A 21,988-nucleotide genomic window follows, 5' to 3' on the forward strand; every position below is an offset into this window, starting at 1 on the left:
CGGCACACGCCGTTCTTCAACGGATACCGGCCGCAGTTTTACTTTCGGACGACGGACGTTACGGGCGTGATAACCCTGCCGGAAGGGGTGGAGATGGTCATGCCGGGGGACAACATCTCGACGGACATAGAACTGATAACGCCGATCGCGATAGAGGAGAAGCTGCGTTTCGCCATCCGTGAAGGCGGGCGCACGGTAGGTTCCGGCGTGGTCGTCTCGATAAATCAGTAGCGAAACCGGGCGAGGGGCAAAAGGCTTTCCGCCCCTCGCCGGATGGCGTTTTGCAAAGGGCGGTAGGTCTTGAGTTTAATCGGCGCGGCTTGCCGCGCCCAAAGATAAAAAAGCGATGACGCGGGAGGTGGCCCGGCCGCGCCGGGGGAATTTCCGCAGAGCATGTCCGGTTTGAAACCGGGCGGCAAGGAGGAGCATTGCAAATGTCAAAACAAAAAAAGATTCGCATACGCTTGAAAGGGTATGACTACAAATCCCTTGACCAAAGTTCCCTCAGGATAGTGGAAACGGCCAAACGCACCGGCGCCTTGGTCTGCGGCCCCATTCCCCTTCCCACCGAAAAAAATGTTTTCACGATTTTACGCTCGCCGCATGTCAACAAAGACTCGCGCGAACAGTTTGAGATGCGCACGCACAAACGGCTGATCGACATACTGGAGCCTACGCCCAGGACGGCCGACGCGCTTATGCGCCTTGATCTGCCGGCGGGCGTGGACGTTGAAATCAAACTGTAAAAAGGAGGGGCTCCCTATGGCAAAAGGTATTTTGGCGAAAAAACTCGGCATGACGCAGATATTTACCGACGAAGGCCGTCTCTTGCCGGTAACGGTGCTGGAAGCGGGCCCATGCCGCGTCCTGCAGGTAAAGACAGTTGAAAATGACGGCTACGACGCGTTGCAGATAGGATTCGGCCCGAAACGCAAAAAATTGGTTACAAAACCGATGCAGGGGCATTTTGACAAATCCGGCGCGCAGCCGGTGCGTTTCATCAGAGAATTGCGTTTGGCCGGCCCGGCCGAATATCAGGCCGGACAGGAAATAAACGTTGACATATTCGCCGCGGGCGACTTGATAGACGTAACAGGCGTATCCAAAGGCAAGGGTTTCGCCGGCGGCATCAAGCGCCACAATTTTCACCGCGGCCTGATGACCCACGGTTCCAAATCGCACCGCGAGCCGGGCTCCATCGGGGCGAGGATGTCCGGGCCGGGCGGCAAAGTGTTCAAAGGCAAAAAACTGCCCGGGCGCATGGGCGGCGTCAAGGCGACCGTCCAGCGCCTGACGGTGGTGAGGGTGGACAAAGAACGCAGCCTCATGCTGGTCAAAGGCGCGGTGCCAGGGCCCAAAGGCGCTTTTGTTGTTGTGCGAACCACAGTCAAACCGGGCAAGTGATCCGCCGGTTTATGAAAGGAGGAAGCTTAAATGCCTAAAATTGCGGTATACGACATCGCCGGCAACCCAACCGGCGAGGAAATAGAATTGCTTGACAGAGTATTCGGAGTGCCTATGAACGAAGCGGTAGTGCATCAGGCGGTAGTCATGCAGATGGCCTCGTGGCGGCAGGGCAACGCCTCCACCAAGACGCGCGGCCATGTGCGGGGCGGCGGCAGAAAGCCCTGGCGGCAGAAAGGCACGGGGCGCGCCCGCGCCGGCAGCATACGTTCGCCTCTTTGGGTGGGCGGCGGCACGGTTTTCGGGCCGCATCCGCGTTCCTACAAACAATCCATGCCGAGAAAAGCCCGGCGGCTGGCAATCCGCTGCGCTCTCTCCGATAAAGTGGCGGCCGGCGAGCTGGTAGTGGTGGAAGGCCTTACCTTCGGCCAGCCCAAAACCAAGGACGCGGTCAAAATGCTCGGCGGCTTTGGCGCGGGAGCGGGCAAAGCCCTGATCATAACCAACGGCCTTGACGTCAACATGCTGAAATCGGCCAGGAACATCCCGGGCGTCAAGACCCTGTCCAACAGCTTTCTCAACGTATACGATCTTTTGAACGCGCAAAAAGTGCTTCTGGCGAAAGACGCCATAGCAAGAATAGAGGAGGTGCTCGCGTAATGGCGGCAAATCCCCGCGACGTCCTCTTGCGCCCCATGATAACGGAAAAAACGGCGCAAATGATGCAAGACAACAAATACACTTTCAAAGTGGCCATGGCCGCCAATAAAATAGAGATCAGGCAGGCGGTGGAAGAGATTTTCAAAGTAAAGGTGCTGGCGGTCAACACCATGCGCATCATGGGCAAGATAAAGAAAATGGGCAAGCACTCGGGCCGGCGCCCCGATTATAAAAAAGCGATAGTAAAATTGGCGCCAGGGCAGACCATAGGATTTTTTGAAGGGCTGTAATATTGCCTGACGTTCAAGAAGGAGGGAAAAAAATGCCAGTAAAATCATTCAAGCCATACTCTCCCGGCCGCAGGTTTATGACAGTTGCTTCTTTTGAGGAACTTACGACCGACAAGCCGGAGCGTACGCTGACCTGCCGGCTTTTCAAAAAGGCCGGGCGCAACAACCAGGGCCGCCTGACGGTCAGGCATCGCGGCGGCGGGCATAAGAGGCTTTACCGCATAATCGACTTCAAGCGCGCAAAAGACGGCGTGCCGGCCAAAGTGGCGACAATCGAATATGATCCGAACAGGACCTGCCGGATAGCGCTGCTTTTTTACAAAGACGGCGAGAAACGCTACATCCTCGCCCCCAACGGGCTTAAAACAGGCGACATGGTGGTAAGCGGGCCGGACGCCGACATCAAGGCAGGCAACGCCCTGCCCTTGAAAAACATCCCTTTGGGAACGCTTGTGCACAACGTCGAACTGAAAATCGGCAAAGGCGGGCAACTGGCCCGTTCCGCCGGCGCGGGGGCGCAGCTTATGGCCAAAGAAGGCGACTACGCCCTTTTGCGCATGCCCTCGGGCGAACTGAGGAAAGTGCACGTCAATTGCCGCGCCACGATTGGGCAGGTCGGCAACCTTGAGCATGAGAACATTACCCTCGGCAAAGCGGGGCGCTCGCGCTGGCTGGGCATCCGGCCGGCCAACCGGGGCGTCGCGATGAACCCGTGCGACCATCCGCACGGCGGCGGCGAAGGGCGTTCGCCGGTCGGGCGCAAACATCCGGTCACTCCTTGGGGCAAATGCGCCTTCGGCACCCGTACCCGCAAGAAAAAGAAACATTCCGACCGTTTGATCGTCAAACGCCGGACCAAATAACCGGGCAGAAAAGGAGGCCAAATAAGTGTCCAGATCAATCAAAAAAGGACCTTACGTCCACGGGAGCCTTTTGAAGAAAATAAGCGCGCTCAATGCCGGCAACGATAAAAAAGTGATAAAGACGTGGTCGCGCAGTTCCACCATACTGCCCAATTTCGTCGGGCATACCATCGCCGTGCATGACGGAAGGAAGCACGTGCCGATTTACGTAACCGAAGACATGGTGGGGCACAAATTAGGTGAATTCGCGCCTACCCGCACCTACAAAGGCCACGCGAAAACTTCCGGCGCGAAATGAAAGAAAGGGGAGCTGACTTTGGAAGCTAAGGCGATAGCGAAATATGTCCGCATAGCGCCGCGCAAGGTACGCATAGTGGCGGATCTCGTCCGCGGCAAATCGATCGGCGAGGCGTTCGCGATTTTGCAGCACACTCCGAAAGTAGCGTCGGAAGTTATCGAAAAAGTGCTCAAATCCGCGGTGGCCAACGCCGAACACAATTACGGCATGAACGTCGACGAGCTTTTTGTTTCGACAATCTACGTTGACGGCGGTCCGACGATCAAGCGCATACACCCGCGCTCGCGCGGCCAGGCGTTCAAGATACTCAAAAGGTCCAGCCATGTCACGGTGATGGTGAAAGAAAAATAAATTCAGCGCGAAGGAGGGAAAAAAATAGTGGGTCAAAAGGTAAATCCGCATGGGCTTAGGGTCGGCATCATCAAAACCTGGGACTCCAAATGGTACGCCGACAAAGATTACGAAAAATTTCTGCTTGAAGACATAAGAATCCGCGAATTTGTCAAAACCAAACTTTTTGCCGCCGGGATAGCCCGTGTTGAGATAGAACGCGCCGCCAACCGCACGCGCGTCACAGTCCACACCGCCAAGCCGGGCATGGTCATCGGGCGCAGCGGCGCGAACATCGAAGCCCTCAAAAAAGAAATTAGGCAGTTCACCGACAGCCAAGTCGACATAAACATCCAGGAAATCAAGCAGCCGGACCTTAACGCCGTGCTGGTGGCGGAAAACATCGCCGCGCAGCTGGAGCGGCGCATAGCTTTCCGGCGCGCCATGAAACAATCGGTTATCCGCACCATGCGCATCGGGGCAAAAGGAATAAAAGTGCAGGTGGGGGGACGTTTGGGCGGCGCGGAAATCGCCCGCAGCGAGGGATACCGGGAAGGCAGCATACCGCTTCACACTTTGCGGGCGGACATTGATTACGGCACGGCCGAAGCCCGTACCACTTACGGGCGCATCGGCGTCAAGGTCTGGATATACAAGGGCGAGATCCTGCCGGAAAGCAAACCGGTTGAAAAAGCCGCTCCCCGCGCGGAAGGGGGCGACAAATAATGCTGTTGCCGAAAAGGACTAAATACAGGAAACAATTTCGCGGCCGGATGAAAGGCAAAGCCAGCCGCGGCAATACGATCAGCCACGGGGAATACGGGCTGGTGGCGCTTGAGCCGTCGTGGATAACCAACCGCCAAATAGAAGCCGCCCGTATCGCCATGACCCGTTATATAAAACGCGGCGGGCAGGTTTGGATAAAAATATTCCCGGACAAGCCGGTAACGGCCAAACCGGCGGAAACCCGTATGGGCAGCGGCAAAGGGTCGCCGGAATACTGGGTGGCGGTCGTCAAGCCGGGCCGGGTGATGTTTGAGATGGCCGGCGTTTCGCTTGAGGAAGCCAAGGAGGCTATGCGCCTGGCGGCCAACAAGCTGCCGATCGCGGCCAAGTTCGTGAGCAAGGCCGACCTGGAAAACGCCGCGGCCGCCGCGCAATCAGAAAAAGCGGGTGGTGATGCACAATGAAGGCAAAGGAAATACGCGATTTGACCGCCGGCGAGCTTGACCAAAAATTGGCCGGGCTTAAAGACGAGCTTTTCAATCTGAGATTTCAGGCCGCTACCGGACAGTTGGACAATGTAATGCGCATAAAGGACGTAAAAAAATCTATTGCCAGGATAAAGACCGTGCAGCGCCAAAGGGAACTGGAAGGATAAAAGCCGCCAGGCGGCGCCCGAAAAGGAGGATTTTAAGTGTCGGAAGAGAGAAACAACAGGATGACGCGCGTCGGCAAGGTTGTCAGCGACAAGATGAACAAAACGGTCGTAGTCGCGATCGAACGCGTCGTGCGGCATCCGCTTTATCATAAAGCCGTGAAGAAAACCGTCAAATTCAAAGCGCATGACGAAAACAATGAAAGCCATGTCGGCGACATTGTGGAACTGATGCAGACCCGCCCCCTGTCCAAGGACAAACGCTGGCGGGTGACGAAAATCATCGAAAAAGCGAAATGAGGCGTTTGGCGCTGATTTTCAAGGAGGGACAAGATTATGATCCAACAGCAGACGATCCTCAACGTCGCGGACAATACCGGCGCGAAAAAAGTCCTGTGCATCCGCGTGCTTGGCGGGTCCTTCCGCCGGTACGCCAATATCGGCGACATTATTGTTTGCGCCGTAAAAGACGCATCGCCCGGTGGCGTTGTCAAAAAAGGCGAAGTGGTCAAGGCGGTCGTGGTGCGCTCCCACAAAGGTTTGCGCCGGCCGGACGGCACTTACATCAGGTTTGACGAAAACGCCGCGGTGGTCATAAAGGAAGACAAAACCCCGCGCGGCACGCGCATATTCGGGCCGGTAGCCCGCGAGCTGCGCGACAAGGACTTCATGAAGATTATTTCCTTGGCGCCCGAGGTGCTTTGAGGATGGGGATTCTAACCGAAGGAGGTGTTTAAGGCATGGCCAACAAACTGCACGTAAAAAAAGGCGACAAAGTGCTTGTCCTGGCCGGCAAAGACAAAGGCCGGGAAGGCAAGATAATCGAAGCGCAGCCCAAAAATATGCGCGTGGTCGTCGAAGGCGTCAACAAAGTGAAGCGTCATACCAAGCCCAACCAAAAGAACGCCCAGGGCGGCATCATCGTCAAAGAAGCGCCGGTTTCGTCCTCAAACGTCATGCTTATATGCCCGTCCTGCAAAAAAGCTACCCGTATCAAGAAAAACCAGCTTCCTGACGGCAAATTTGTCCGCGCCTGTAAAAAATGCGGGGAAAATATCGATAAATAACACTCTTTGAAAGGAGGCGCCGTTTAATGGGCGAAACGCAGTCCAAACCAAGGCTTCAGGAAAAATACCTGTCCGAGGCGGTCAAAGGCATGGCAGACAAGTTTGGCTATAAAAACGTCATGCAGATTCCCAAGCTGGAGAAGGTAATTATCAACATGGGCGTGGGAGAGGCCGTCGGCAACCCGAAAACGCTGGATTCGGCGGTTGCGGACCTTACGGCGATCGCCGGGCAGAAACCCATCGTTACCAAAGCAAAAAAATCCATCGCCGCTTTCAAGCTGCGCCAGGGCATGTCCATCGGCACGAAAGTTACCCTGCGGGGCAGCCGCATGTACTATTTCCTTGACAAACTGATAAACATAGCCCTTCCGCGCGTGCGCGACTTTCGGGGCGTCAACCCCTCCTCCTTCGATGGGCGCGGCAATTACGCGCTCGGCATGAAAGAGCAGTTGGTCTTTCCGGAAATAAACTACGATCAGATAGATAAAATACGGGGCATGGACATAGTGATCGTTACGACCGCCAGGACCGACGAGGAAGCCAGGGAGCTTTTGCGGCTTCTCGGCATGCCCTTCGGCGCGTGATAAGGAGGAAAATATAGTGGCAAGAACAGCTCTTATCGAAAAATGGAAAGCCGAGCCTAAATTCAAGGTGCGCAAACACAACCGCTGCAAGCTTTGCGGGCGCCCGCACGCCTACATGCGCAAATTTGGCATCTGCCGCATTTGTTTCCGCAAATACAGCTACCAGGGCGCTATCCCCGGAGTGACGAAAGCAAGCTGGTAGAAGACTATGGGAAGGAGGGTATTTTAGTATGGTTATGGCCACTGATCCGATCGCCGACATGTTGACCCGCATAAGAAACGCCAACTCGGTTCTGCACGAGAAAGTGGAGATCCCGGGCTCTAATATAAAAGAAGCCATTGCCGCTCTCTTAAAAGCGGAAGGTTTTATAAAAGACTATGAAAAAATTCCCGACAGCAAGCAAAACATAATACGGATAGTTCTGAAATACGGCCCCAACCGCGTCAAAGTCATTACGGGGATAAAACGCATCTCCAAACCGGGGCTGCGCGTTTACGCCAAAAAAGACCAGCTGCCGCGCGTATTGGGCGGCCTGGGGATAGCGATCGTATCGACGTCCCAAGGGCTTATGACCGACAAATCGGCCAGGAAGGCAGGTCTTGGCGGCGAAGTTATAGCTTACGTCTGGTAAATCATCCGGCAAGGAGGTGCTTGAAAGGTGTCCAGAATAGGGAAAATGCCTATTGTTATCCCCGCCGGGGTAACGGTGAACATAAAAGACAATCTTGTTACGGTAAAAGGCGCCAAAGGCGAACTGTCCCGGCAGATAAACAAAGATATGATCGTAAAGCTGGAAGGTTCCACGCTTACGGTGGCGCGCCCTTCCGACGAAAAAGGGCACCGGTCGCTGCACGGGCTTTCCCGTACGCTTATCGCCAACATGGTGACAGGCGTATCGGCCGGGTACGCGAAAACCCTGGAAATCGCGGGCGTGGGCTACCGCGCCGCAAAGGCGGGCAACAATCTTAACCTTACTTTGGGGTTTTCCCACCCGGTGGTCGTCGAGCCCCCCGGGGGCATAAGTTTTGACGTGCCCGCCCCCAACCGCATAGTGGTCATGGGCGCCAACAAAGAAACGGTCGGCGAGATCGCGGCTCAGATCCGCGCCTTGCGCAAACCCGAACCGTACAAAGGCAAAGGCATAAAATACGAAGGCGAGCGCATAAGGCGCAAAGTCGGCAAAGCCGGGGCCAAAGGCAAGAAATAGGCGGGGCCCCAGGGCGCGCCGCGTTTAAGAAGGCTGCCCGCCGCGTAGCGGCGCGGCCAGGAAAGGAGAGGGGACAGCTTGTTCAAGAAATTTGACAAAGCCGCGCAGCGCCGCAAACGCCATCTGCGGAGCCGGAAAACCATAAAAGGCACCAAAGAGCGGCCGCGGCTGAATGTTTTCCGTAGCCTCAGCAACATCTACGCCCAGATCATAAACGATGAAACAGGCGAGACGATCGCTGCGGCAAGTTCCATCGACAAAGGGCACAAATTGGAAAGTGGCGGCAATGTGGCGGCCGCTAAAATAGTGGGCGCGCTCGTTGCCGAACGCGCGCTGGCAAAAGGCGTGACAAAAGTGGTTTTTGACCGCGGCGGCTATATCTACCACGGGCGCGTGGCCGCGCTGGCCGCCGCCGCCCGCGAAGCGGGGCTGGATTTTTAAGAAAGGGGGAACGCAAGTGGCCCATATTGATTACAAGGAACTGGAGACGAAAGAAAAGGTAGTGTTCATCAACCGCGTCGCCAAAGTAGTAAAGGGCGGGCGCAGATTTTCCTTCAGCGCCCTGGTGGTGGTCGGCGACGAAAACGGCCATGTGGGCATGGGGCTCGGCAAGGCGTCCGAAGTTCCCGAAGCCATAAGGAAAGGCGTGGAAGACGCCAAAAAGAACATGATCGACGTGCCTGTGGTGAAAACGACCATACCGCACCAAGTAACAGGCGAGTTTGGCGCGGGGAAGGTGCTTTTGAAACCGGCGACCGAAGGGACCGGCGTCATTGCCGGCGGCGCGGTGCGCGCCGTGCTGGAGATGGCGGGCATTCATGATATATTGACCAAATCTTTGGGCAGCAAAAACCCCAACAATGTCGTGCGCGCTACATTGGACGGCCTGCGCCAGCTCAAGCGGGCGGAGGACGTAGCCAGGATGCGCGGGCGGACGGTACGCGAACTGCTGGGCAGGGAGGCTTGAGATGAAACAAATAAAAGTTACCTTGACCAGGAGCCTGATTGGAAGGCCGAAAGACCAGCGCGCCACCGTGAAGGCGCTGGGGCTCGGGAAAATGCACTCGAGCGCGCTCAAAAACGATACGCCGGCCATCCGCGGCATGATACGCAAAGTGGAACATCTGCTGGCAATAGAAGAAAACATTGAAAGCCAGGACAAGGAGGTAACCTCATGAAATTGCACGAACTGTCCCCCGCGCCGGGTTCGAGGAAGAAATCGGTGCGCGTGGGGCGCGGCCTTGGTTCCGGACTTGGCAAAACTTGCGGCCGGGGGCAGAAAGGGCAGAATTCGCGTTCCGGCGGCGGCACCAGGCCGGGGTTTGAAGGCGGGCAAAGGCCGCTTTACCTGCGGCTGCCCAAACGCGGGTTCCACAACAAATTCGGCAAAGAATTCGTGGCAATAAACGTAAAGGCGCTCAATGTTTTTGCGGACGGCGAAACGGTGGACCCGGTTGCCTTGATTGAGCGCGGCCTGACAAAAAACCTGCGCGATGGCGTGCGGATACTGGGCGACGGCGAACTGAACCGCGCCCTTACCGTGAGGGCTACGGGCTTTTCCCAAAGCGCGCGCGAAAAAATCGAGGCGGCCGGCGGAAAAGCAGAGGTGATTTGATTGCTGTCATCTCTGGGCAATATCGTCAGGATCACCGAGCTTAGAAGCAAACTGGTTTTTACCCTGCTGATGTTCGCGGTCTTTCGCATCGGGGCGCACATACCGGTTCCGGGAGTGGATCCGGCGGCGATTGAGCAGCTTTTTGCCAGCGGCAACCTTTTCGGGCTGCTGGATCTTTTCGCCGGCGGCGCCTTGAGCAAATTCTCCATATTCGCCATGAGCATTACGCCCTACATCAACGCCTCGATCATACTCCAGCTCTTGACGGTGGTCGTGCCGTCGCTGGAGAAACTGAGCAAGGAAGGGGCGGACGGGCGCAAGAAGATCACCCAGTTCACCAGGTACGGCACAGTCGGGCTGGGCTTGCTCCAAGCCGTGGGCATGGCTTACGGCCTGCGTGCGGCCATGCACAGCCCCAGCTTCTTCAACATCCTGATCGTTGCGCTCACCCTGACCGCCGGCACGGTACTGCTCATGTGGATCGGCGAACAAATGACGGAAAAGGGCATAGGCAACGGCATATCGCTGATAATTTTCGCCGGCGTCGTCTCCCGCCTTCCGGACGGGCTCGGGATCATCGTCCAATACTTGCAGGCGGGGACCATCAGCATATTGAACGTCGTTTTGTTCTTGGCCATCGCGGCGGCCATGATAGTGTTTGTCATAGCGATTCAGCAAGGCATGAGGAAAGTTTCCGTGCATTACGCCAAAAGGGTCGTCGGACGCAAAATGTACGGCGGGCATACCAGCTATATACCGCTCAAAGTGAACCAGGCCGGCGTAATACCGATAATCTTCGCCTCGTCGGTGCTCATGTTCCCCACTACCATCGGGCAGTTCGTCAACGTGGAATGGGTGCGGACGGTAACGGGCTGGTTTGCTTGGGGCTCGCCCTTGCAAACGCTTCTTTATGTACTTTTGATCATCGGCTTCACCTATTTTTACTCGGAAATAAGCATGAACATCCCTGACATGGCGGACAACATGAAAAAATACGGCGGCTTTATACCGGGAATACGCCCCGGCAAGCCGACGGCGGAATACCTTGAGCGCATAATGGCGCGCATAAACTTAGTCGGCGCCGTCTTTCTGGCCATTATAGCCATACTGCCGAACTTCGTGGCGCTCCTGACCGATATACAGGGCGTTTATTTCGGCGGCACCGCCCTTTTGATTGTCGTCGGCGTCGCCCTTGACACTATGAAACAAATAGAATCGCTTGTCCTGATGCGCCATTATCAGGGATTTATGAAGTAGGAGGCGGGCGATATATGTTCATATTAATGATGGGGCCGCCCGGTGCCGGCAAGGGCACGCAAGCGGACCTTTTGGCGGGAAAATACCGCGTGCCGCACATATCCACCGGCGACATGTTCCGGGCGGCGGTAAAGGCCGGCACGGAACTGGGCAAAGAGGCCAGGCGCTACATGGACGCCGGGCAGTTGGTGCCGGATGCCGTAACCATAGGCATAATGCGCGAGAGCCTTTCCAAGAAAGAAAACCAAAAGGGCTTCATCCTTGACGGGTTCCCGAGGACAAAGGAGCAAGCCCTTGCGCTTGACGGGCTGCTGGCGGAACTGTCAATAAACCTGGACGCGGTCATAGACATACACGTTCCCGACGGCGAGCTGATCAACCGCATTGTCGGGCGGCGCAGCTGCAAAGTTTGCGGCGCCAATTACCACATGCTCTACAACCCGCCGAAGGCGGACGGCATTTGCGACAAATGCGGCGGCGCCCTCTATCAGCGCGACGACGACCGGGAAGAGACGGTCAAAAAGCGCGTCGAGGTCTATAACGCGCAGACCAGGCCGCTGATCGAATACTACTCCCGTCATGGGCGCTACACCGAAATCGACGGGACCAAAAGCATAAAAGAAGTTTTTGCCGCGATCGTTGCGCTGCTGTCCGGCAAAACGCCATGATAATTTGCAAATCGGCCAGGGAAATAGAAATAATGCGCAAAGCCGGCCGGATAACGGCAATGGCCCTGTCTGCCGTCGGCCGCGCCGTAAAGCCCGGCGTTACGACAATGGAACTTGACGAAACGGCCAGAAAAGCCATAGTCAAAGAAGGCGGCGTCCCGGCTTTCAAAGGGCTGTACGGCTTTCCCGGAAACATCTGCCTGTCGGTCAACGACGAAGTGGTCCACGGCATACCCGGCCGGCGCAGGCTGAAAGAAGGCGACATCATAAGCGTCGACATAGGGGTGCTTATCGAAGGGTACAACGGGGATGCCGCCATAACTTTTCCGGTGGGGAAAATTGCCCCTGACGTTGAGCGGCTCCTGAAAATTACCGCAGAATCTTTGCATAAAGGCATAGAACAAGCCGTGGCCGGCAATCGCATAGGGAAAATATCCCACGCGGTGCAAACGTGCGCCGAAACGGCCGGCTTCAACGTGGTGCGCGATTACGTAGGGCATGGGATCGGCCGCCGGATGCACGAGGACCCGCAGATTCCGAACTTTGGCCCGGAAAACGCCGGCCCGGTTTTAAAAAGCGGAATGGTTGTAGCTATCGAACCGATGGTCAATTCGGGCGGCTGGCAAGTGAAGGCTCTGAATGACAATTGGACCGTCGTAACGCTGGATGGAAAACCGTCCGCACACTTTGAGCATACCGTGGCCATAACCGGGGACGGCCCGGAAATATTGACAAAACTATGACGGTATGTTGTAAAGAAAGTATGAGGAGGTATACCGAGTGGCCAAACAGGACGCCATAGAAGTTCCGGGGACGATCGTCGAGGCTCTGCCGAACGCGATGTTCAAGGTCAAGCTGGAGAACGGGCCTACCATACTTGCCCATATATCGGGCAAGATACGGATGAATTTCATCAAAATACTGCCCGGCGACAAAGTTACGGTGGAACTGACGCCGTACGACTTAAACCGCGGCCGCATCACTTACCGCTTCAAATGAATCCGGCAAGCAGCAAGGAGGGCAAATCATGAAAGTCAGACCGTCTGTCAAAGCCATCTGCGAAAAATGCAAAGTCATAAAGCGCAAAGGCAATGTCATGGTCATTTGCGAAAACCCCAAACACAAACAAAAACAAGGATGATAAGGAGGCAACACCCATGGCGCGTATTTCCGGCGTAGACTTGCCGCGCGACAAACGTATAGAATACGCTTTGCCGTATATTTATGGCATAGGGCTTACCCTGTCCAAAGAAATACTCAAAAGCACCAAAATAAACCCCGACACCAGAGTGCGGGACCTGACGGAAGAAGAAATAGCCAGGCTGCGCGAAATTATTGACAAAGAATATAAAACGGAGGGCGACCTTCGCCGCGAAGAATCCCTCAACATAAAGCGGCTGGTTGAAATCGGCTCTTACCGCGGGCGCCGCCACCGCGCCGGGCTGCCCGTGCGCGGCCAGAACACCAAGACCAACGCGCGCACGCGCAAAGGACCTAAACGTACGGCCGGGGGCAGGAAAAAATAAACTATATTTGAGGAGGGATTGTTTTAGTGGCTGCCACAAAAAAAGTTGTCCGCACCAAGAAAAAAGAGCGCAAAAATATTGAGCATGGTGTCGCCCATATCCGTTCCACCTTCAACAATACCATCATCACGATAACCGACATAAAGGGCAGCACCATCAGCTGGGCATCGTCCGGCGGGCTGGGTTTTCGCGGCTCAAGGAAAAGTACGCCCTTCGCCGCGCAGACGGCGGCCGAGCAAGCCGCCAAAGCCGCCATGGAACACGGCCTTAAAAAGATAGAAGTATTTGTGAAAGGGCCGGGCGCCGGGCGCGAAGCGGCCATACGCTCCTTGCAGGCCACCGGGCTGGAAGTAAATTCCATCAAGGACGTTACGCCTATCCCGCATAACGGCTGCCGCCCGCCCAAACGCAGAAGAGTTTAATGAGGAGGTTGAAATCTGATGGCAATTGACAGAGCGCCCGCGCTTAAAAGATGCCGTTCGCTCGGCTTGGAGCCGGGGATCATCGGGCTGAGCAAAAAATCGAAGGTCCAGCCCAAACGCACCAACAAAAAACCGAGCGAATACGGCATACAGCTCAGAGAAAAACAAAAGGCGAAATTCATATACGGCATTTTGGAAAGGCCCTTTAAAAGATACTACGAAAAAGCGAAAAAAATGCAGGGAGTTACCGGCGAGAACCTGCTCAACCTCCTGGAAAGAAGGATCGACAACGTAGTTTTCCGCTTGGGGCTTGCCAGCACTCGCAGGCAGGCGCGCCAGTTGGTAACGCACGGGCACATCCTCGTCAATGGCCGGCGCCTCGACATACCCTCCGCCATCGTCAAAGCGGGCGACGTCGTCGGCATCCGGGAAAAAAGCCGCACAAGCGAATACTTCAAGGCGATCGCCGAACTCACGGGGCCGGCGTCCGTACCGGCCTGGCTGACTTACAACAAGGACACCATGACAGGGAAAGTCGACCGTTTGCCCGCGCGCGCGGAAATAGACGCGCCGATCGCCGAGCATTTGATCGTCGAACTATATTCAAAATAATCGGCCCTCTAATTTTAGCAGCTAACGTAGGAGAAAATGCGTATACGACAGGAGGGTTTTCATGATAGAAATAGAAAAACCTAAAATGGTGATAGCTGAACTGAGCGAAGACGGGCGCTACGGCAAATTTTTCTGGGAACCGTTGGAGCGCGGGTACGGAATCACTCTCGGCAACAGCCTCAGGCGCGTGCTTTTGTCGTCCCTGCCGGGCACGGCGGTAACGGCGGTAAAAATCGACGGCGTGCTGCATGAATTTTCCACCATACCGGGAGTAAAAGAAGACGTTACAGATATCATCCTTAACATAAAAGAACTCTGTTTCAAAAACTATGCCAACGAACCGAAAACTCTCCGCATAGAAGCCGACGGCGAGCAGGTTGTAACTGCCGCCGCCATAAAGGGCGACAGCGACATAGAAATATTGAACCCCAGCCATGTGATCGCCACCTTGGACAAAGGCGCGCGCCTTGGCATGGAAATTTTCGTCGACAACGGCGCCGGCTACGTCCCGGCGGAAAAAAACAAACAGCCGGACCAGGCGATCGGCGTCATACCGGTTGACAGCATTTACTCGCCGATCGTGCGCGTAAAATTCGGCGTAACCGACACCCGCGTCGGCAATGTTACCAACTACGACAAACTGACGCTGGAAGTTTGGACGGACGGCAGCGTCGACCCCGGCGAAGCCGTCAGCAAAGCGGCGACCATACTGATCGGCTATCTGCAGCTCTTCCAGAACTTGGTAGTCTTGCCGGAGGCGCCCGGCCCGGACGTCGGCGACGTCGCCGAGGATGTCGGCGGGGACGGGTCCATGAACATGACCATTGACGACTTGGACCTGTCCGTGCGCTCGCACAATTGCCTTAAACGCGCCGGCATAAACACGGTAAAGGACCTTGCGCAGAAAACCGAGGCCGACATGATGAAAGTGCGCAACCTTGGGCGCAAGTCCTTGGAAGAAGTAAAAAAAAGGCTGGCCGACTTGGGCCTTGCGCTTAAAAAAGAAAGCATTTACGATTAAGGGGGGGGACGAAAATGGCTTACAGAAAACTGGGCCGCAACTCAAGCGCCCGCCGCGCGCTGTTTCGCGGGATTGTAACGTCGCTTTTCCAGCACGAGAAAATACAAACGACCATTGCCAAAGCAAAAGAGATCAGCAAAATGTCCGCGAAAATGATCACGCTGGCCAAACGCGGCGACCTGCACGCCCGCCGCCAGGCGGCGGCTTTTCTCATGAGCGAGAAAGTAGTTAAAAAACTTTTTGACGAAATAGCGCCTAAATACAAAGACCGCCCGGGCGGCTACACGCGCATCTACCGTCTGGGGCCGCGGCGGGGGGATGCTGCGGAAATGGCGATAATCGAACTGGTTTAGCGTCATGCGCAGCAAAAAAAGGGCGAAGTTCCGCCCTTTTTTTGCTGCGCCGAGCCGCCCCTGCCGGGGCGGGCGCGCCACTATGCTTTCCGTGCGGCAAAAGTGGCGGAGGAACTGATTCCCGCCGCGAACCGGGGCGAACATTCCAAAGCTGGCACCCGGGCTTTATGGCCGGTTTTCCCATTATGATGGCGCTACCCGCAGCGGTCGAGTTCCCGGCGCAGGGAGCGGACAAAACTTCCCACCGCCGGGGCGCCGCCTTGGCGCAGGGTGTCTACCAACGCGCTGCCCACGATGGCGGCGTCGGCATATTCCGCCGCTTGACGGGCGGCTTTGGCATCCGTTATGCCAAAGCCGATGGCTATGGGCAGCCGCGCGTATTTGCGCGCCGTCCTGACCAGGGTTTCCGTATCCCGGTCGAAACCGCCGCCCGCGCCGGTAACTCCCGTGCGGGCCAGACAATAAATAAAGCCGGTTTGCGCCTTGCCGCAAATAGCGGCGATCCGTTCTTCGCCGCTGGTCGGCGCGACAAAAGGGATGCGGCTGAGCCCGCGCCGGTCTAATTCGATGGCGGCGACGTCTTTTTCTTCTTCCGGCACGTCCGGCAGGATCAAGCCGTCAATTCCGGCTTCGGCGGCTTCGGCGGCGAATTTTTTGACGCCGAAGGCGGCAATGGGGTTGATATAAGACATGACCAAAAGCGGCGCGGCGGTCTTTTGCCGCAGCCCCTTTGCCAGGCGCAAAGTCTTTTCCGTCGTAGACCCGGCGGCCAGCGCGTCCGCGCTGGCCTTTTGCAATATCGGGCCGTCGGCCAGGGGATCGGAAAAAGGAAGGCCTAACTCAATCACGTCCGCGCCTTCTTCTACGGCCGCCAGCACGGCTCTCTCACACTCCGCGTAGTCCGGGAATCCGGCCGTGACATAGGCGATCAATCCTTTTTTGCCTGTAAGCGCCCGGGCGATTTTGTCCATCATTTTTTCCCTCCCAGATATTTTTCCACCATTTCCACGTCTTTGTCCCCCCGGCCCGACAGGCAGACGATTACCGCTTCCCCCGGCGCGGTTTCCGGCATGGCCGTTTCGAGGTAGGCTAAAGCGTGCGCGCTTTCCAGCGCCGGTATTATGCCCTCAAGCTTGGTCAGGAGCTGGAAAGCCTCTATGGCCTCGTCGTCGGTTGCCGCCGCGTACCGCGCCGCGCCCGTTTCGTGGTAATAGGAATGTTCCGGCCCCACGCCGGGATAGTCAAGCCCGGCGGAGAGAGAATAAACCGGCAGCACCTGGCCTTCGCCGTCTTGCATGAGATAACTGTAAGAACCATGCAGAAAGCCCGGCCGGCCGCAATTGATGGTGGCGGCGTTTTCCCGTTCAAGGCCGCGGCCGCCCGCTTCCACGCCGATTTTTTCTATGGAGCGGTCATTGCGGAAGGGAAAGAACATCCCGATCGCGTTGCTGCCGCCGCCGACGCACGCGATGACCTTGCGTATTTGCAGCCCTTCCTTGGCGGCCTGCGCCTTGGTTTCCCGGCCAATGACCGACTGGAAGTCCCGGACCAGCAACGGGTAAGGGTGAGGTCCGGCGGCCGTGCCCAAGATATAATGGGTATCGCGCACATTGGCGACCCAATCGCGGATGGCTTCGCTGGTGGCGTCCTTTAAAGTGCCCGTGCCGGAAGCGACCGGGCGCACCTCGGCGCCCAGCATGCGCATGCGAAAGACGTTGAGCCTTTGCCTTTCCATATCTTCTTCGCCCATGTAAACGACGCACTTTAAACCGAACAAAGCGCAGGCGGTTGCCGCGGCCACGCCGTGCTGCCCCGCGCCCGTTTCCGCCACCGCCCGGGCTTTGCCCATGCGCCGCGCCAAAAGCGCCTGCCCGATGGCGTTGTTTATTTTATGCGCGCCGGTATGCAAAAGATCTTCCCTTTTCAAATAAATGGCCGCCCGCCCGTAATGTTTGCTCAGGCGTTCAGCCCGGTAAAGGATGGTAGGGCGTCCGGCGTAGCCGCGCAGCCAGCGCCGGAGTTCGCTTTGAAAGCCCCTGTCCCGGCGCAGCCTAAGATACTCTTTTTCCAGATTGATTAACGCCGGCATTACCGTCTCCGGCACAAAGCGCCCGCCGAAACCGCCGAATTTCCCTCTTTTGTCAGGCAACTCTTTGATCATTTTCAAGCCTCCTCATAAAGCCATCTCCCGTGTTTTTTGGCCAATGTCGCCCGCCGTGACCAGGGCCTCGCCAACCAGTATGCCCTTAAAGCCCGCCCCCTTCAATAGCGCGGCGTCTTTCCCGTTTTTTATCCCGCTTTCGCTTATGGCCGGTTTGCCCGCGCAGCGGGGAAAAAGGCGCAGCGACACATTGATGTCCGTTGCAAAATTCGCAAGGTCGCGGTTGTTTATGCCGATTATCCCGGCGCCGGCCTCCAAGCTTTTATCTATGTCCGCCTCGTCGTGCGCCTCGACCAAGCAGTCCAGCCCGAGGCCGTCGGCTTCGGCGATAAATTCCGCCAGGCGCTTTCGCTCGAGGATGCGCGCAATGAGGAGCAGGGCGTCGGCTCCAAGGAAAGCCGTTTCATAGATCTGATAGGGGTGAACGATAAATTCTTTGCGCATAACCGGCAAACCGGTGCCCCTTCGGACGGCCGCCAAATCCTGCGCTTTGCCGAGGAAATGCCCGTTGGTGTGGACGGAAAGGGCGGCCGCGCCGTTGGCTTCGTAAACGCGGGCAAGCCCCGGCGCCGTTTCCCCCGGGCAAAGAGCGCCTTTGGCCGGCGATGCCAGCTTGCATTCGGCGATTAGCGTCCAGCCGGACGTTTTTATTTTTTGGCCGAAAGCGCCCCCTCTTTTTTCAATCCTCCGCTCGAAAGAGGACAAAGGAACATCCCGCATAGTTTTTTCCAAGGCCAGTTTTTGTTTCGCCACTATCTGTTCAAGCATCGCTGTCCGCCTCTCGCGCCTTTTTTATAAATTCCTGGATCAACGCCGGCGATTTTTCGCCGTTTATCTCAACGCCGCCCGCCACGTCCACGGCGCAAGGGCGCAGGGCCTTGATCGCTTCTCCGACGTTGCCCGGCGTCAGCCCGCCCGCGACAACCGCTTTCGCCGCCAGGGTGCCCAGCTCCAGGCCGCGCCAGCAAAAAGGCGTGCCCGCGCCGCCGCTCGCGCCGTCGGCGCGGGCGCGGTCAAAGACAAAGGCGCGCGCCTTCCGCCACCGATCCAAAGGAAAGGAAAACTTGCCGTCCGCCCTGACCGCCACGCTGCGAAAAACCGGCAGGCTGATTTCATCCAACCATTCCGGCGGCTCGCTGCCGTGCAGCTGCACGGCGTCCAACCCGCACCGTTCAAGCGCCGACAAGACAAAAGCGAGCGGCTGGTCCTTGAACACGCCGACCAAAAGGACGCTGCCGGCAGCCTCCCTTATCCGGCGGGCCGCGTCCACGTCCACCCGGCGGGCGCTGTCCGCAAAAATCACGCCGATGAAATCCGCTCCCGCCTCTTGGGCGGCAAACGCCGCTTGCGGCGTTTTTGCGCCGCAGATTTTTATTTTAGTTTTTCGCCCCATCTTTTTCCGCCCCGTCCCTTTGAAGATATTTCGGCGCCGGTTGCTCCCGCCCTTGACCGGCCTTTGTCCGGCGGCAAAAAACAGGCCTGTCCGTTCCGCAGGAACGAACAGGCCGTGATGCCATCCTTTTTCGGAAAGCCCTCCTTTGACAGGAAACAAACAAAATCCCCATCCGCAGGGACGGACGGTCCGCGCCGCCATCCTAACGCCAAAAGGCAACCTTTCCCTTTGTCCGGCACAGGCCGAAGCCTATGCCATGGCCCGGCAACGGGGGCATCCGCAACAGCCTGCCGGCACTTGGGGCGCGTTCAGCCGAAAAACTCCCGGGGCCATTCCTGTCGCGCCTTAATGCCGGCCATCGCACATCCGGCGCCTGGCCGCCGGCTCGCTTGAAAAAAGCCTGCAAAACTGCTTGTCCCGTTCTTCGCCTTTTCCCTATTTTTCTCTAATCATAACCGTACACGTTTGGTTTGTCAATAAGGATCGGCGGGAAAGCACGGCAATCAATTTTCCAAAAGGGCAGGGGAGATTAAGATACAGTGAAAGCATGGGAGAAGAAAGAGGGCCAAAGATAACGGAATTCTTTGCGGGCGCAGAGTTGGCCGAAAAATGCGAGCCGCATTTTTGCGGCGTGGAGGATGCAATCGCTATAGTGCCCAAACCAAAAAATATTAAGATTTTTGCAAAATATATTGATCTTGCATTGTTTGCCCTGTCGGCGGCGCAAAAGCTTGACGCGCGGGGGCGCCGGATTATACAATAGGGAAAGACAAACGATTAAATGCCGGGAGGGCGCAAACCATGAAAAAACACGTACGAACCATAAACAAAGGCGACTTGGCGAAAACCTTGCGTACGGGCGGTTGCGGCGAATGTCCGTCGTCCTGCCAGTCGGCCTGCAAAACTTCCTGCACGGTAGGCAACCAGGCCTGCGAGAAGCGCTGAACGGCTTTGCCGCAGGCGGGCGCAAAATAACGCCTTGGGGAACGGGGGCGGCCGCTTTTGCTGACACATAAATTTTCCTTTCGCGGCAATTTCATCGTCCTTGACGTGAACAGCGGGGCTGTGCATCTTGCCGACCGGCTGCTTTACGACCTTTTGGACGTTTTTGACGGGACAAACCACCTGCAAACCAAAGCGGCTTTTAACAATGTTTATCCGGAAGGCGAAATAAACGAAGCCTTGGCGGAACTGGACGAACTTATCGGCGAAGGGCTGCTGTTTTCGCCCCTGCCGAAAATAGAGGGGGCCTTTGCCGAAGAACCGCTGGTAAAGTCGCTTTGCCTCAACGTCGCGCATGACTGCAACCTGCGCTGCCGCTACTGTTTCGCCGGCGCGGGCGGTTTCGGCGGCGGCCGTTCGCTGATGGGCGCCGGCACGGGCGAGCGGGCGGTGGAATTCGCCATTGCCGGCAGCAAGGGGCGCAAGCATATCGACATAGATTTTTTCGGCGGCGAACCCTTGGTAAATCAGCAGACGGTAAAGCATTTGATAAAGTACGCCCGGCAAAGGGAGCGCGAAACCGGCAAAGAAATCAAGCTCACCCTGACCACCAACGGCCTCTTGCTGGATGAGCTTATGCAGGATTTTCTGGACGAAAACGCTGTCGCCCTGGTCCTTAGCCTGGACGGGCGGCCCCAGGTGCATGACCGCATGCGCCCGCTGCCGGGCGGCGGCGGCAGTTATGGGCAGGCGCGGGCGGCTTTCGGGCGGGCGATTGCCAAACGCGGGGGGACGAACTACTATCTGCGCGGCACTTATACAAAGGAAAATCTCGACTTTGCCGAAGACGCGCGCCATCTGGCAGCCATAGGCCGGCGGCTGTCGCTTGAGCCGGTGGTGGAAAAGGACGCCGCCTTTCGGATCGACGAAGCCGATCTGCCGCGGATTTACGCCGAATATGAAAAACTGGCGGATTTTTACTTGGAAAGTTGCGCGGCCGGCGCCGCTTTTGATTTTTTCCACTTTAACTTGGCTTTGGACAACGGGCCCTGCCTGCGCAAACGGCTGGCCGGCTGCGGCGCGGGGCATGAATATTTCGCCGTTACCCCGGAGGGGGACATTTACCCCTGCCATCAATTCGTGGGGCGGCGAAATTACCTTTTGGGCAATCTCGAAACCGGCATTGCGCGCCCGGACATCGGCGCGCGCTTTCGCCGGGCGCATGTGCTCAACAAGCCGGATTGCGCCGATTGCTGGGCGCGCTTTTATTGCGGCGGCGGCTGCCACGCCAACGCCGACCTTATAAACGGCGACATTAAAAAGCCTTACCGGATCGGCTGCGCCTTGCAGAAAAAGCGCATAGAATGTGCCATCGCCGTGCAATCTCTGCGCGCGGACGGGCGGGCGGCAAACCCGCCGGGCTGACGATGGCCGCGAAAAGCTTGCTAAAGCGCCGCCCTTACAAACGGCGGCATAAAAAAGCCTTGCCGGGGGCGGAACATTTTTTTATTTGACAACGCGGCGCAAGTTGTATATTATGATAGCGTGAATATATGGCGGCAAAACAAAAACGTCCATCCGGCGCGTTTTCCCGGGTGGGCGGCGGCAGGCAGCAGAATGTAGAATGTTACCTGCTGTTTTTCCCTTTTGCCGGCAAACACCGGCGTTACCGTGTTTTGATTTTATTTGTTCGCACGGGGCGCCTCTCCCCTGAAAGCAGCCGGACGGCTCTACAGGCGGCTTGCAATCGAACGACAGGTAACATTTTCTACATTCTGTTTCCGGCTGATTTTATCGCCGCTTTGTCTGGCGGCAAACCGGGCGGGTAACAGAATTGTGTAAAGTGTTACCTGCCGTTTTTTTATTTGCGCGTCAAATGCCGGGTTTCCGGCATTTTTATTTTGCCCCGGGGCGGGCGTGGGATTGCTATACTTAG

General features: G+C 56.8%; 38 protein-coding genes. 34 read left to right on the plus strand and 4 right to left on the minus strand.

The annotated features are described in order from the left end of the window. From tuf to rplQ, 32 genes are all read left to right on the plus strand, one after another. Positions 1–231: elongation factor Tu (gene tuf, locus LBO03_03650; GenBank protein ID MDR3348689.1), on the plus strand; the 231-nt coding region annotated here is incomplete at its 5' end. Between the two features lie 203 nt (positions 232–434). Next, positions 435–746: a 30S ribosomal protein S10 gene (gene rpsJ, locus LBO03_03655; GenBank protein ID MDR3348690.1), complete on the plus strand. Its 312-nt coding sequence runs from the start codon at positions 435–437 to the stop codon at positions 744–746. 16 nt (positions 747–762) lie between these two features. Next, positions 763–1,404, plus strand: coding sequence for a 50S ribosomal protein L3 (gene rplC, locus LBO03_03660; protein MDR3348691.1), 642 nt, complete (start codon positions 763–765; stop codon positions 1,402–1,404). A gap of 30 nt (positions 1,405–1,434) precedes the next feature. Further along, the gene (gene rplD / locus LBO03_03665) at positions 1,435–2,064 is read left to right on the plus strand and encodes a 50S ribosomal protein L4 (protein ID MDR3348692.1); all 630 of its coding nucleotides are present in this window, start codon (positions 1,435–1,437) and stop codon (positions 2,062–2,064) included. After that, positions 2,064–2,354, plus strand: a complete 291-nt coding sequence (gene rplW, locus LBO03_03670) for a 50S ribosomal protein L23 (protein MDR3348693.1) — start codon at positions 2,064–2,066, stop codon at positions 2,352–2,354. Before rplD ends, rplW begins: the two co-directional genes overlap by 1 nt. 32 nt (positions 2,355–2,386) lie before the next feature. Beyond that, positions 2,387–3,217 carry a 50S ribosomal protein L2 gene (gene rplB, locus LBO03_03675; protein MDR3348694.1) on the plus strand — a complete coding sequence of 277 codons (831 nt, stop codon included), beginning with the start codon at positions 2,387–2,389 and terminating at the stop codon, positions 3,215–3,217. Between the two features lie 25 nt (positions 3,218–3,242). Continuing rightward, the gene (rpsS, locus tag LBO03_03680) at positions 3,243–3,515 is read left to right on the plus strand and encodes a 30S ribosomal protein S19 (protein MDR3348695.1); all 273 of its coding nucleotides are present in this window, start codon (positions 3,243–3,245) and stop codon (positions 3,513–3,515) included. 18 nt (positions 3,516–3,533) lie between these two features. Further along, on the plus strand, positions 3,534–3,866 hold the full coding sequence (gene rplV / locus LBO03_03685) for a 50S ribosomal protein L22 (protein ID MDR3348696.1): 333 nt from the start codon (positions 3,534–3,536) through the stop codon (positions 3,864–3,866). A gap of 27 nt (positions 3,867–3,893) precedes the next feature. Then, positions 3,894–4,571, plus strand: coding sequence for a 30S ribosomal protein S3 (gene rpsC / locus LBO03_03690; GenBank protein MDR3348697.1), 678 nt, complete (start codon positions 3,894–3,896; stop codon positions 4,569–4,571). Then, a complete protein-coding gene (gene rplP / locus LBO03_03695) occupies positions 4,571–5,035 on the plus strand; it encodes a 50S ribosomal protein L16 (GenBank protein ID MDR3348698.1) in 465 nt (154 codons plus the stop codon). Before rpsC ends, rplP begins: the two co-directional genes overlap by 1 nt. Beyond that, positions 5,032–5,226 carry a 50S ribosomal protein L29 gene (rpmC, locus tag LBO03_03700; protein MDR3348699.1) on the plus strand — a complete coding sequence of 65 codons (195 nt, stop codon included), beginning with the start codon at positions 5,032–5,034 and terminating at the stop codon, positions 5,224–5,226. Before rplP ends, rpmC begins: the two co-directional genes overlap by 4 nt. Positions 5,227–5,286: 60 nt before the next feature. Next, complete coding sequence (gene rpsQ / locus LBO03_03705) at positions 5,287–5,523, plus strand: 30S ribosomal protein S17 (protein MDR3348700.1); 237 nt, start codon at positions 5,287–5,289, stop codon at positions 5,521–5,523. A gap of 36 nt (positions 5,524–5,559) precedes the next feature. After that, entirely contained in the window at positions 5,560–5,928 is a 369-nt protein-coding gene (rplN, locus tag LBO03_03710) for a 50S ribosomal protein L14 (protein ID MDR3348701.1), read from the plus strand. Between the two features lie 47 nt (positions 5,929–5,975). Continuing rightward, entirely contained in the window at positions 5,976–6,290 is a 315-nt protein-coding gene (gene rplX, locus LBO03_03715; GenBank protein MDR3348702.1) for a 50S ribosomal protein L24, read from the plus strand. 26 nt (positions 6,291–6,316) lie between these two features. Then, the gene (rplE, locus tag LBO03_03720; protein ID MDR3348703.1) at positions 6,317–6,874 is read left to right on the plus strand and encodes a 50S ribosomal protein L5; all 558 of its coding nucleotides are present in this window, start codon (positions 6,317–6,319) and stop codon (positions 6,872–6,874) included. A 16-nt stretch (positions 6,875–6,890) separates the two neighbouring features. Continuing rightward, positions 6,891–7,076 carry a type Z 30S ribosomal protein S14 gene (locus LBO03_03725; protein ID MDR3348704.1) on the plus strand — a complete coding sequence of 62 codons (186 nt, stop codon included), beginning with the start codon at positions 6,891–6,893 and terminating at the stop codon, positions 7,074–7,076. 28 nt (positions 7,077–7,104) lie between these two features. Beyond that, positions 7,105–7,506 carry a 30S ribosomal protein S8 gene (gene rpsH, locus LBO03_03730; protein ID MDR3348705.1) on the plus strand — a complete coding sequence of 134 codons (402 nt, stop codon included), beginning with the start codon at positions 7,105–7,107 and terminating at the stop codon, positions 7,504–7,506. A gap of 27 nt (positions 7,507–7,533) precedes the next feature. Further along, positions 7,534–8,082: a 50S ribosomal protein L6 gene (gene rplF, locus LBO03_03735; protein ID MDR3348706.1), complete on the plus strand. Its 549-nt coding sequence runs from the start codon at positions 7,534–7,536 to the stop codon at positions 8,080–8,082. Positions 8,083–8,160: 78 nt separating this feature from the next. Beyond that, on the plus strand, positions 8,161–8,523 hold the full coding sequence (gene rplR, locus LBO03_03740) for a 50S ribosomal protein L18 (protein MDR3348707.1): 363 nt from the start codon (positions 8,161–8,163) through the stop codon (positions 8,521–8,523). Positions 8,524–8,539: 16 nt separating this feature from the next. Continuing rightward, entirely contained in the window at positions 8,540–9,049 is a 510-nt protein-coding gene (gene rpsE / locus LBO03_03745) for a 30S ribosomal protein S5 (protein MDR3348708.1), read from the plus strand. Position 9,050: 1 nt separating this feature from the next. Next, positions 9,051–9,260, plus strand: coding sequence for a 50S ribosomal protein L30 (gene rpmD, locus LBO03_03750; GenBank protein ID MDR3348709.1), 210 nt, complete (start codon positions 9,051–9,053; stop codon positions 9,258–9,260). Next, positions 9,257–9,697, plus strand: coding sequence for a 50S ribosomal protein L15 (gene rplO / locus LBO03_03755; GenBank protein MDR3348710.1), 441 nt, complete (start codon positions 9,257–9,259; stop codon positions 9,695–9,697). The genes rpmD and rplO overlap by 4 nt, the downstream gene beginning before the upstream one ends. Further along, positions 9,698–10,954, plus strand: coding sequence for a preprotein translocase subunit SecY (secY, locus tag LBO03_03760; protein MDR3348711.1), 1,257 nt, complete (start codon positions 9,698–9,700; stop codon positions 10,952–10,954). A gap of 14 nt (positions 10,955–10,968) precedes the next feature. After that, the gene (locus LBO03_03765; GenBank protein ID MDR3348712.1) at positions 10,969–11,622 is read left to right on the plus strand and encodes an adenylate kinase; all 654 of its coding nucleotides are present in this window, start codon (positions 10,969–10,971) and stop codon (positions 11,620–11,622) included. After that, positions 11,619–12,365 (plus strand): type I methionyl aminopeptidase, encoded by a 747-nt coding sequence (gene map, locus LBO03_03770; GenBank protein MDR3348713.1) that lies wholly within the window; start codon positions 11,619–11,621, stop codon positions 12,363–12,365. Before LBO03_03765 ends, map begins: the two co-directional genes overlap by 4 nt. Before the next feature lie 37 nt (positions 12,366–12,402). Beyond that, positions 12,403–12,621, plus strand: a complete 219-nt coding sequence (gene infA, locus LBO03_03775) for a translation initiation factor IF-1 (GenBank protein ID MDR3348714.1) — start codon at positions 12,403–12,405, stop codon at positions 12,619–12,621. 28 nt (positions 12,622–12,649) lie between these two features. Then, positions 12,650–12,763: a 50S ribosomal protein L36 gene (gene rpmJ, locus LBO03_03780; GenBank protein ID MDR3348715.1), complete on the plus strand. Its 114-nt coding sequence runs from the start codon at positions 12,650–12,652 to the stop codon at positions 12,761–12,763. Between the two features lie 16 nt (positions 12,764–12,779). Further along, positions 12,780–13,148, plus strand: a complete 369-nt coding sequence (rpsM, locus tag LBO03_03785) for a 30S ribosomal protein S13 (protein MDR3348716.1) — start codon at positions 12,780–12,782, stop codon at positions 13,146–13,148. A gap of 26 nt (positions 13,149–13,174) precedes the next feature. Further along, on the plus strand, positions 13,175–13,570 hold the full coding sequence (gene rpsK, locus LBO03_03790; GenBank protein ID MDR3348717.1) for a 30S ribosomal protein S11: 396 nt from the start codon (positions 13,175–13,177) through the stop codon (positions 13,568–13,570). Between the two features lie 18 nt (positions 13,571–13,588). Further along, a complete protein-coding gene (rpsD, locus tag LBO03_03795) occupies positions 13,589–14,182 on the plus strand; it encodes a 30S ribosomal protein S4 (GenBank protein MDR3348718.1) in 594 nt (197 codons plus the stop codon). Between the two features lie 61 nt (positions 14,183–14,243). Beyond that, positions 14,244–15,203, plus strand: a complete 960-nt coding sequence (locus tag LBO03_03800) for a DNA-directed RNA polymerase subunit alpha (protein MDR3348719.1) — start codon at positions 14,244–14,246, stop codon at positions 15,201–15,203. 14 nt (positions 15,204–15,217) lie between these two features. Beyond that, on the plus strand, positions 15,218–15,556 hold the full coding sequence (gene rplQ, locus LBO03_03805) for a 50S ribosomal protein L17 (GenBank protein MDR3348720.1): 339 nt from the start codon (positions 15,218–15,220) through the stop codon (positions 15,554–15,556). 194 nt (positions 15,557–15,750) lie between these two features. Here the strand turns inward: rplQ and trpA are convergent, their stop codons facing one another. Genes trpA through LBO03_03825 form a run of 4 tightly spaced genes read right to left on the minus strand, consistent with a single transcriptional unit; the run spans position 15,751 to position 19,110 of the window. After that, the gene (gene trpA, locus LBO03_03810) at positions 15,751–16,530 is read right to left on the minus strand and encodes a tryptophan synthase subunit alpha (GenBank protein MDR3348721.1); all 780 of its coding nucleotides are present in this window, start codon (positions 16,528–16,530) and stop codon (positions 15,751–15,753) included. Continuing rightward, complete coding sequence (gene trpB / locus LBO03_03815; protein ID MDR3348722.1) at positions 16,527–17,717, minus strand: tryptophan synthase subunit beta; 1,191 nt, start codon at positions 17,715–17,717, stop codon at positions 16,527–16,529. The genes trpA and trpB overlap by 4 nt, the downstream gene beginning before the upstream one ends. Before the next feature lie 12 nt (positions 17,718–17,729). Continuing rightward, positions 17,730–18,485 carry an indole-3-glycerol phosphate synthase TrpC gene (locus tag LBO03_03820; protein MDR3348723.1) on the minus strand — a complete coding sequence of 252 codons (756 nt, stop codon included), beginning with the start codon at positions 18,483–18,485 and terminating at the stop codon, positions 17,730–17,732. Further along, on the minus strand, positions 18,478–19,110 hold the full coding sequence (locus tag LBO03_03825) for a phosphoribosylanthranilate isomerase (GenBank protein ID MDR3348724.1): 633 nt from the start codon (positions 19,108–19,110) through the stop codon (positions 18,478–18,480). Before LBO03_03825 ends, LBO03_03820 begins: the two co-directional genes overlap by 8 nt. An 801-nt stretch (positions 19,111–19,911) precedes the next feature. Here LBO03_03825 and scfA point away from each other — a divergent pair. Both scfA and scfB read left to right on the plus strand, forming a co-directional pair. After that, positions 19,912–20,055, plus strand: coding sequence for a six-cysteine ranthipeptide SCIFF (scfA, locus tag LBO03_03830; GenBank protein MDR3348725.1), 144 nt, complete (start codon positions 19,912–19,914; stop codon positions 20,053–20,055). 57 nt (positions 20,056–20,112) lie between these two features. Next, complete coding sequence (gene scfB, locus LBO03_03835; protein MDR3348726.1) at positions 20,113–21,477, plus strand: thioether cross-link-forming SCIFF peptide maturase; 1,365 nt, start codon at positions 20,113–20,115, stop codon at positions 21,475–21,477. Positions 21,478–21,988 lie beyond the last annotated feature (511 nt).

Source organism: Acidaminococcales bacterium, from assembly GCA_031290885.1.
In the GTDB taxonomy this organism is placed as follows: Bacteria; Bacillota; Negativicutes; order Acidaminococcales; family JAISLQ01; genus JAISLQ01.

What these genes read in the sequence shown, in the direction of transcription:
- rplD (MDR3348692.1), top strand. Translation starts at nt 1,435, where the DNA reads ATGCCTAAAATTGCGGTATACGACATCGCCGGCAACCCAACCGGCGAG.
- scfA (MDR3348725.1), top strand. Translation starts at nt 19,912, where the DNA reads ATGAAAAAACACGTACGAACCATAAACAAAGGCGACTTGGCGAAAACC.
- rpsD (MDR3348718.1), top strand. Translation starts at nt 13,589, where the DNA reads ATGGCAATTGACAGAGCGCCCGCGCTTAAAAGATGCCGTTCGCTCGGC.
- map (MDR3348713.1), top strand. Translation starts at nt 11,619, where the DNA reads ATGATAATTTGCAAATCGGCCAGGGAAATAGAAATAATGCGCAAAGCC.
- LBO03_03800 (MDR3348719.1), top strand. Translation starts at nt 14,244, where the DNA reads ATGATAGAAATAGAAAAACCTAAAATGGTGATAGCTGAACTGAGCGAA.
- rplN (MDR3348701.1), top strand. Translation starts at nt 5,560, where the DNA reads ATGATCCAACAGCAGACGATCCTCAACGTCGCGGACAATACCGGCGCG.
- rpmC (MDR3348699.1), top strand. Translation starts at nt 5,032, where the DNA reads ATGAAGGCAAAGGAAATACGCGATTTGACCGCCGGCGAGCTTGACCAA.
- trpB (MDR3348722.1), bottom strand. Translation starts at nt 17,717, where the DNA reads ATGATCAAAGAGTTGCCTGACAAAAGAGGGAAATTCGGCGGTTTCGGC.
- LBO03_03765 (MDR3348712.1), top strand. Translation starts at nt 10,969, where the DNA reads ATGTTCATATTAATGATGGGGCCGCCCGGTGCCGGCAAGGGCACGCAA.
- LBO03_03820 (MDR3348723.1), bottom strand. Translation starts at nt 18,485, where the DNA reads ATGCTTGAACAGATAGTGGCGAAACAAAAACTGGCCTTGGAAAAAACT.
- LBO03_03825 (MDR3348724.1), bottom strand. Translation starts at nt 19,110, where the DNA reads ATGGGGCGAAAAACTAAAATAAAAATCTGCGGCGCAAAAACGCCGCAA.
- rpmD (MDR3348709.1), top strand. Translation starts at nt 9,051, where the DNA reads ATGAAACAAATAAAAGTTACCTTGACCAGGAGCCTGATTGGAAGGCCG.
- rplQ (MDR3348720.1), top strand. Translation starts at nt 15,218, where the DNA reads ATGGCTTACAGAAAACTGGGCCGCAACTCAAGCGCCCGCCGCGCGCTG.
- rpsQ (MDR3348700.1), top strand. Translation starts at nt 5,287, where the DNA reads ATGACGCGCGTCGGCAAGGTTGTCAGCGACAAGATGAACAAAACGGTC.
- rpmJ (MDR3348715.1), top strand. Translation starts at nt 12,650, where the DNA reads ATGAAAGTCAGACCGTCTGTCAAAGCCATCTGCGAAAAATGCAAAGTC.
- rpsH (MDR3348705.1), top strand. Translation starts at nt 7,105, where the DNA reads ATGGTTATGGCCACTGATCCGATCGCCGACATGTTGACCCGCATAAGA.
- rpsJ (MDR3348690.1), top strand. Translation starts at nt 435, where the DNA reads ATGTCAAAACAAAAAAAGATTCGCATACGCTTGAAAGGGTATGACTAC.
- rplP (MDR3348698.1), top strand. Translation starts at nt 4,571, where the DNA reads ATGCTGTTGCCGAAAAGGACTAAATACAGGAAACAATTTCGCGGCCGG.
- rplW (MDR3348693.1), top strand. Translation starts at nt 2,064, where the DNA reads ATGGCGGCAAATCCCCGCGACGTCCTCTTGCGCCCCATGATAACGGAA.
- rplO (MDR3348710.1), top strand. Translation starts at nt 9,257, where the DNA reads ATGAAATTGCACGAACTGTCCCCCGCGCCGGGTTCGAGGAAGAAATCG.
- trpA (MDR3348721.1), bottom strand. Translation starts at nt 16,530, where the DNA reads ATGATGGACAAAATCGCCCGGGCGCTTACAGGCAAAAAAGGATTGATC.
- rplB (MDR3348694.1), top strand. Translation starts at nt 2,387, where the DNA reads ATGCCAGTAAAATCATTCAAGCCATACTCTCCCGGCCGCAGGTTTATG.
- rplC (MDR3348691.1), top strand. Translation starts at nt 763, where the DNA reads ATGGCAAAAGGTATTTTGGCGAAAAAACTCGGCATGACGCAGATATTT.
- rplE (MDR3348703.1), top strand. Translation starts at nt 6,317, where the DNA reads ATGGGCGAAACGCAGTCCAAACCAAGGCTTCAGGAAAAATACCTGTCC.
- rpsM (MDR3348716.1), top strand. Translation starts at nt 12,780, where the DNA reads ATGGCGCGTATTTCCGGCGTAGACTTGCCGCGCGACAAACGTATAGAA.